Consider the following 7,197-nt stretch of genomic DNA (forward strand, 5'->3'; position numbering starts at 1 on the left):
CCCGCGCGGGTCCCCGGCCGCCCTCGCCGAGACCGGCGGCCGGAGCCGTCATAGGCTCCTCGCGGACCCGCGCCCACCACGGACGGGAGACACTCATGGCTGCACGCGCGCTCGCCGAACGGCTGCGCACCGAGTCCGGTGCCGCGCTGCTGCTCGTGGGCGTGACGCTGCTGGCCCTGGTGTGGGCGAACTCGCCGCTGTCCGGCTGGTACGAGCGGCTGTGGGAGCTGCCGATCAACGTCGACGTCGGCGACCTGCGCTTCGACATGGACCTGCACCACTGGGTCAACGACGGCCTCATGGTGCTGTTCTTCTTCGTCGTCGGCCTCGAGGTGCGCCAGGAGCTGGCCATCGGGTCGCTGCGGCAGCGCAGCCAGCGCCTGGTGCCCCTCGTGGCCGGCACCCTCGGCGTGATCGTCCCCGCGCTGGTCTTCCTCGCCGTCGCCGGGCACGCCGACCCGCACGGCTGGGGCGTCGTCGTCGGCACGGACACGGCGTTCCTGCTGGGCGTGCTCGCCCTCGTCGGCCCGGCGATGTCGAGCCAGCTGCGCGTCTTCCTGCTCACGCTCTCGGTGGTGGACGACTTCCTCGCCGTCGGCATCATCGGCGTCGTCTACTCGGAGGACGTGCGGCTCGCCCCGCTGCTCGTGGCGCTGGCCGCCCTCGCCGGGCTGTGGCTGCTGGGCCGCATGCGGGAGTGGCGCAGCTCGCCGTACGTGCTGGTGGTCGTGGTGCTGTGGGGCGCGACCGTGCAGGCGGGCGTGCACCCGTCGATCGCGGGGATGCTCGCCGGCCTGCTGGTGCCCGCCGTCGCCACCCGGCGCGACGACGTGCTGCAGGCCAAGAGCCTGTTCCGCGACTTCTGGCAGTCGCCCAGCGCCAGCGTGGCGCGCAACGCCCGCGTCGGCCTCGCCCGCTCCATCTCCGTCAACCACCGCCTGCACGACGTCCTGCGCGGGCCCGTGTCCCTCGTCGTCGTGCCGCTGTTCGCGCTGGCCAACGCCGGGATCGACCTGCGTGGCGGCGCGCTGGGCGCGGCCCTCGGCTCGGTGATCACGTGGGGCGTCGTGGCGGGCCTGGTCGTGGGCAAGCTCGTGGGCATCGGGCTCGGCACGTGGGGCGCGGTCCGCGCCGGGCTCGGTCGCCTGCCCGACGGCGTGGGCCCGGGCAGCGTGCTCGGCGGCGCGGCCCTGTCCGGCATCGGCTTCACCGTGTCGCTGCTGGTGGTGGACCTCGCGTTCGACGGCACGCCCGCCGGGCAGGCCGCCACCGTCGGCATCCTCATCGCGATGGCGCTGTCCACCCTGCTGGGATGGACGATCTTCACCGTGGCCCGCGTGCGGTATGGGGAGGCGAGCGCCGACCTGCCCGTCACGCTCAGCCCCGCCGTCGACCCCGACCGCGACCACGCGAAGGGCGACGTCGACGCCGCGCACACCGTCGTCGAGTACCTCGACTTCGAGTGCCCGTTCTGCGCCCGCGCCACCGGCATGGGCGCCGAGCTGCGCGAGCACTTCGGCGACCGCGTGCGGTACGTCGTGCGGCACCTGCCGCTGGAGGACGTGCACCCGCACGCCTACCTCGCCGCCGTCGCGGCCGAGGCCGCCGAGCGGCAGGGCCGGTTCTGGGAGATGCACGACCAGCTGTTCACGCACCAGTCCCACCTGGAGCCGGAGGAGCTGCGCGAGCACGCCGCCACGGTCGGCCTCGACCTCGAGCGGTTCGACGCCGACATGGCCGACGAGGCCCTGCACGCCCGGGTCCGCGAGGACCAGGCGAGCGCGACGGCGTCCGGGGCCCGCGGCACGCCGACGTTCTTCCTCGACGGTGTGCGGCACCGCGGGCCGCACGACGCGCGCACCCTCATCGCCGCGCTCGAGGCGAACGAGGACGACCCGGCGCTGCGCCGGCGCTCCTAGCCCCGGCGCCGGGTCGCGGCCCGCTGGACCCCGGCGATCGCGGACGCCAGGATGACGACATGGGATACCAGACCGAACCCGTCACCGCGGCCGACCTGCCGTACCTGCGCCGCTGCGTGGACCTGGCGCGGGAGGCGCTGGACGACGGGGACGAGCCGTTCGGCTCCCTCCTGGTCGACGCCCAGGGCGTCGTCGTCTTCGAGGACCGCAACCGCGTCAAGGACGGCGACCACACCCGCCACCCCGAGCTCGAGATCGCCCGCTGGGCGGCCACGCACCTCACGCCCGAGGAGCGGGCGGGCGCCACCGCGTACACGTCGGGCGAGCACTGCGCGATGTGCAGCGCAGCGCACGCGTGGGTGGGCCTCGGGCCGATCGTCTACGCGACGAGCACCGCCCAGCTCACGGCGTGGCTGGAGGGGTGGGGGGTCCCGGCGGGTCCCGTGACCCCGCTGCCCGTGGGCGACGTCGCGCCCGGGACCCCCACGCGCGGGCCCGCCCCAAAGCTCGCCGACGAGGTGCGCGCCCTGCACGCCCGCCTGCACGGCGTGCGCGACCCCGGCTGACGGTGTTTGCCTGGGGAGCATGAGCGACTCTCCCGCACCCGGCCCCGCCCGCAGCCCCTGGACCTGGCGGGTGGTCGTGCTCGCCGCGGTCGTCGTGGTCGCCGTCGTCGTCTGGCTCGTCGTCCGCGACGACGGCGACGACGGCGCGACGGCCGCGCCGCCGTCCCCCACCGCGACCGGCACGCAGGAGGCCTCCGCCTCGCCCGACCCCTCCGCCTCGCCCAGCACGACGGGCGCCGCGGGGTGCGCCGAGACCGAGGACGAGACCCCCGAGGGCGCGGACACGCACGAGGTCGTCGACGTGGACGGTGACGGGGAGGCCGACACGGCGTGGCTCACGGGGGGCGCCGAGCGCCGCTTCGGCATCACGACGGCGTCGGGGGCCACGTTCTCCGCCGCGCTCGACTCGGCGAGCCCGCAGCGCGCGTCCGCCGTCGTGAACATCGTGGCGGCGGGCGACGCCACCGCCCCGGTCGCGCTCGTCGACACCGGCCGCGAGGTGCTGCTGTTCTCCGCGGCCGACTGCGACCTCGCGGCGACGCAGAACCTGGCCGGCGCCCCCTACGCCTTCGACGAGGGCTTCACCGGCCAGGGCACCGGCGTCGGGTGCACGGAGGTCGACGGCGAGCTGCACCTCGCCGGCCTGGACGCGACGGCCGCCGACGACGGCTCGTTCACCGTCGAGCGCACGTTCGTCGACCTGGACGACGACGCGCTGACGGCCTCGAACGGCGAGCCGACCGCCGTCGCCACCGGCGCCGGCCGCGAGGACCCCGTGGTCGTCACCGCGCAGGAGACCAGCTGCGGCGAAGCCGTCGCGGGCCAGGACGGCCCCGTCGAGCCGGAGTCCTGAGGCCGGCGTCCTTGCGCGAATTCATCGACATCCATCAATATGGGGCCATGTCGATCCCCGACGGCGCACAGCCGTCCGCCCTGTTCGTCTGCGTGCACAACGCCGGCCGCTCCCAGATGGCCGCGGGCTTCCTGCGCGCCCTGTCGGGCGGGGCGGTCGAGGTCCGGTCGGCAGGGTCGATGCCCGCCGACCGCATCAACCCCGTCGCCGTCGAGGCCATGGCCGAGGCGGGCATCGACATCACTGCCGAGCAGCCCAAGGTCCTGACCACCGAGGCCGTGCAGGCGTCGGACGTCGTCATCACCATGGGCTGCGGCGACGCCTGCCCGATCTTCCCCGGCAAGCGGTACGAGGACTGGCAGCTCGATGACCCGGCGGGCCAGGGCCTCGAGGCCGTCCGGCCGATCCGTGACGAGATCGAGCGCCGGGTGCGCGAGCTGCTCGCCTCCCTCGGCGTCGAGCCCGTCCGCCCCTGACCCGACCGTCACCCCACCGCCCCCTGCCCCTTGGGGTCAGTCCTCGGCGTCGCCGGAGCGGCCGTGCGCCACACCGGTGGCGAAGCCGACGCCGGCCGGGGCTCCGACGCCGAGCGTGACGAGCTGCGGCTCGCTCGGCGCGGTGCCGCAGCACGACCCGGCCGACGACGCGCCGTCGGCCTCCAGGGCGAGGTCGGACGAGCAGACGCCGGTCGCCGGCAGGTTCAGCTCGACGGCGTCGGCGGACGCCCGGTCGCCCGCGAGCGCGGCCGCCACGGAGCGCACCTGCTCGTAGCCGGTGGCCAGCAGGAACGTGGGCGCCCGCCCGTAGGACTTCATGCCCACGAGGTAGAAGCCGTCGTCCGGGTGGCTCAGCACCTGCTCGCCGTGCGGCGGCACCGTGCCGCAGGAGTGCTGGTTCGGGTCGATGAGCGGCGCGAGCGCCCGCGGCGCCTCGACCACGGGGTCGAGGTCGAGCCGCACCTCGCGCAGCATGTCGACGTCGGGGCGGAAGCCCGTGGCGTTGACGATCGCGTGCACGTCCAGGGCCAGCGGCTCGTCCTTGGCGGTGCCGAGCACCTGCACCGACGTGGCGTTCGCCCCTGCGCCGGGGACGAGCTGCTCGATCGAGACGCGGGTCAGCAGGCGCAGCCTCCCGGCGTCCACGGCCTCGCGCAGACGCGACCCCAGCAGGCCGCGCGCGGGCAGCTCGTCGTCGCCCCCGCCGCCGAACAGCCGCCGCGCCGAGCCGCCGCGGATCGCCCAGGTGATGGTGGTGCCCGGCGCCGTCTCGGACAGCTCGACCAGGCTCAGCAGCGTGTTGGCGGCCGAGTGCCCCATCCCGACGACGAGCGTGTGCCGCCCGGCAAAGCGGTCCCGGTCGGCGCCCAGGACGTAAGGCAGCGGGCCGGTGACGAACGCCGACGCGTCGGCCTCTCCCGCGGCCGGCAGGCCGCTGACGCCGAGGGGGTTGGACGTCGAGAACGTCCCCGAGGCGTCGATCACGGCGCGGGCCAGCACGTCGGCCACGCGGCCGTCGGGGCCCACTGTGCGGACCCGGTAGCCGCGGCGCCCGCGGCCGAGGGAACGCGTCCTGTCCGCGCCGTCCCGGGCGACGGCGAGCACACGGGTCCCGGTGCGCAGCCGCGAGGAGATCGCGTCGGTCGCCGCGAGCGGGGCGAGGTAGGCGTCCACGAGCTCGCGGCCCGTCGGCAGGGCGTCCGGGTCGGGCGACGCCCACCCCGTGGGCTCGAGCAGCCGGCGCGCCGCGGCGTCGACGTCGTACCGCCACGGCGAGAAAAGACGCACGTGCCCCCAGGACGCGACCGCCGCGCCCGCGCCCTCGCCGGCCTCCAGCACCACGGGCTCCAGGCCCCGCTCCAGCAGGTGCGCCGCCGCCGCCAGCCCCACCGGGCCGGCACCGATCACGACCACCGGCAGCTCGTCCCGTGCGATCTCGCTCATCACCACTCCTGACGTCACCCGGGCCTCGGGCCCGCCTTGTCGTATCGACCGTTGTCGATGCGACGATCGTGGGGGACCTATCGACGTTTGTCAATATGTGGGAGGATGTCCGGCATGACGACGATCCAGCTCCCCCTCGCGGAGCGTCCCGACACTGCCGCCGGCTGCTGCACGCCGGCGGCGGGAGACGTCGTCGACCCCTCGGCCGCCCGCGACCTGGCCCGCACGTTCAAGGCGCTCGCCGACCCGACGCGCGTGCAGCTCCTGTCGATCGTCACCGCGCACGAGGGGCACGAGGCCTGCGTGTGCGACCTCACCGAGCCCGTCGGGCTGTCGCAGCCCACCGTGAGCCACCACCTCAAGATCCTCGTCGAGGCGGGCCTGCTCGAGCGCGAGCAGCGGGGGCGCTGGGCGTACTACCGGGCGGTGCCGGGCGCCGTGGACAGCGTCGTCGGCTCGCTGTCGTCGCTCGGCCCGGCCCTCACGCCGTCGCCCGCGACGGCCTCCGCGTGAGGAACAGCACCGGGATCAGCAGCAGCGACAGGATGCCGCCACCGAGCGCCAGGGTCGCGTAGCCCGAGCCGGCCATCACGACCCCGGACATCGCACCCCCGCCCGCGCCGGCGAGCGCGATGAGCACGTCGACCGTGCCCTGGGTGCGGGCGCGGGTGGCCGGCGTCGTCGCGTCGACGATGAGCGCCGTGCCCGCGATGAGGCCGAAGTTCCAGCCCAGGCCGAGCAGCGCGAGCGACAGCACCAGCAGGGCCATCGAGTCGCCCGGCGCCACCGCCCCCGTGACCCCCGCGAGCAGCAGCGTCACACCGGAGGCGACCGCCATCGGCACCCGCCCCACCCGGTCCACCAGCACGCCCGTGACCAGCGACGGCAGGAACATCGCCGCCACGTGGATGCCGATGACGAGGCCGACGTCGCCCAGGTCGTGCCCGTGGCCCCGCATGTGCACGGGCGTCATCGTCATGATCGCGACCATCGCGACCTGCGTCAGCACCATCACCGTCGCGCCGACGACGACGCCCGCCGGGACGCTGCGCCGCGTGCCGCCCGCCGCCCCGTCGTCCGACCCCGCGGGCGTGGCGTCGTCCGCCCGCGCGAGCTCCTTCGCGACGAGGAACGGGTCGGGCCGCAGGAAGGCGAACAGCGTGCCGCCCGCGGCGAGGAAGGCGACCGCCGCCAGCAGGAACGGCCCGGCCAGCGCGGGGAGGCCGAACGACGTCGCGAGCCCGCCGAGCGGCTCCACGAGGTTCGGCCCTGCCACCGCGCCGAGGGTCGTGGACACCATCGCCACGCTCGCCGCGGTCGCGCGGCGGTCGGGCGCCGCGAGGTCCGTGCCGGCGTACCGGGCCTGCAGGTTGGTGGACGTGCCGGCCCCGTAGACGAACAGCGACACCAGCAGCAGGGGGACGGCGTCCAGGGCCGCGGCCACGACGACGCCGACCGCCCCCAGACCGCCCGCGGCAAACCCGAGCCCCAGGCCGACGCGGCGTCCCGAGCGCTGCGTGAGCCGGCCGACGAGGAACGCGGCGAGCGCCGAGCCCAGCGTGAACAGCATGGTGGGCACCCCGGCGAGGCGGTCGGTGCCCAGCATCTCCTGCGCGAGCAGCGCCCCCACCGTCACGCCGGCGGCCAGCCCGGCGCCGCCGAGCACCTGGCTCGCGACGACGACGGTCAGCGTGCGGCGCTGCAGGGACGCCACGGCCTCGGGGGCCAGGGCCTGGGGGCTGTCGGGTCTCACTGCGCGAACCTACCCCCGCGTCGCGACGACCGCTGGCCCAGGTGCGGCCGGCGGGGTCAGCGCGGCGCGGACGCCGACAGGTACGCCGTGGACACGTACCCCGTCCGCGTCCCCGCCTTGACCTTCACCCAGCCCTTCGACGCCGCCGCCAGGTGCGTCACCTTCG

7 protein-coding genes are annotated in these 7,197 nt (G+C 75.6%); 5 read left to right on the forward strand and 2 right to left on the reverse strand.

Translation table 11 applies throughout. The annotated features are described in order from the left end of the window. Positions 1-95 precede the first annotated feature (95 nt). The 4 genes from nhaA to ACH436_RS14090 are packed head-to-tail and all read left to right on the forward strand — an operon-like array spanning position 96 to position 3,814. A complete protein-coding gene (gene nhaA, locus ACH436_RS14075; protein ID WP_430560818.1) occupies positions 96-1,919 on the forward strand; it encodes a Na+/H+ antiporter NhaA in 1,824 nt (607 codons plus the stop codon). Between the two features lie 59 nt (positions 1,920-1,978). Further along, positions 1,979-2,485, forward strand: a complete 507-nt coding sequence (locus ACH436_RS14080; protein WP_430560819.1) for a nucleoside deaminase — start codon at positions 1,979-1,981, stop codon at positions 2,483-2,485. 19 nt (positions 2,486-2,504) lie between these two features. Further along, a complete protein-coding gene (locus tag ACH436_RS14085) occupies positions 2,505-3,338 on the forward strand; it encodes a hypothetical protein (RefSeq protein ID WP_430560820.1) in 834 nt (277 codons plus the stop codon). 47 nt (positions 3,339-3,385) lie between these two features. Continuing rightward, positions 3,386-3,814 carry an arsenate reductase ArsC gene (locus ACH436_RS14090; protein WP_430560821.1) on the forward strand — a complete coding sequence of 143 codons (429 nt, stop codon included), beginning with the start codon at positions 3,386-3,388 and terminating at the stop codon, positions 3,812-3,814. A gap of 36 nt (positions 3,815-3,850) precedes the next feature. On the opposite strand, the gene ACH436_RS14095 is transcribed toward ACH436_RS14090, so the two are convergent. Beyond that, positions 3,851-5,278, reverse strand: a complete 1,428-nt coding sequence (locus ACH436_RS14095) for an FAD-dependent oxidoreductase (RefSeq protein ID WP_430560822.1) — start codon at positions 5,276-5,278, stop codon at positions 3,851-3,853. A gap of 114 nt (positions 5,279-5,392) precedes the next feature. On the opposite strand from ACH436_RS14095, the gene ACH436_RS14100 reads away from it, so the two are divergent. After that, the gene (locus tag ACH436_RS14100; RefSeq protein WP_430560823.1) at positions 5,393-5,791 is read left to right on the forward strand and encodes an ArsR/SmtB family transcription factor; all 399 of its coding nucleotides are present in this window, start codon (positions 5,393-5,395) and stop codon (positions 5,789-5,791) included. On the opposite strand, the gene ACH436_RS14105 is transcribed toward ACH436_RS14100, so the two are convergent. After that, entirely contained in the window at positions 5,760-7,031 is a 1,272-nt protein-coding gene (locus ACH436_RS14105; protein ID WP_430560824.1) for an MFS transporter, read from the reverse strand. The two genes, ACH436_RS14100 and ACH436_RS14105, sit on opposite strands and share 32 nt — an antisense overlap. Positions 7,032-7,197: the final 166 nt, after the last annotated feature.

It is taken from the genome of Isoptericola sp. NPDC019693 (genome assembly GCF_044389085.1).
Classification (GTDB): domain Bacteria; phylum Actinomycetota; class Actinomycetes; order Actinomycetales; family Cellulomonadaceae; genus Isoptericola.

Bases quoted from the DNA above. Each gene is read 5' to 3' on its own strand.
- nhaA (WP_430560818.1), top strand. From the start codon at position 96: ATGGCTGCACGCGCGCTCGCCGAACGGCTGCGCACCGAGTCCGGTGCC.
- ACH436_RS14080 (WP_430560819.1), top strand. From the start codon at position 1,979: ATGGGATACCAGACCGAACCCGTCACCGCGGCCGACCTGCCGTACCTG.
- ACH436_RS14085 (WP_430560820.1), top strand. From the start codon at position 2,505: ATGAGCGACTCTCCCGCACCCGGCCCCGCCCGCAGCCCCTGGACCTGG.
- ACH436_RS14090 (WP_430560821.1), top strand. From the start codon at position 3,386: ATGTCGATCCCCGACGGCGCACAGCCGTCCGCCCTGTTCGTCTGCGTG.
- ACH436_RS14095 (WP_430560822.1), bottom strand. From the start codon at position 5,278: ATGAGCGAGATCGCACGGGACGAGCTGCCGGTGGTCGTGATCGGTGCC.
- ACH436_RS14100 (WP_430560823.1), top strand. From the start codon at position 5,393: ATGACGACGATCCAGCTCCCCCTCGCGGAGCGTCCCGACACTGCCGCC.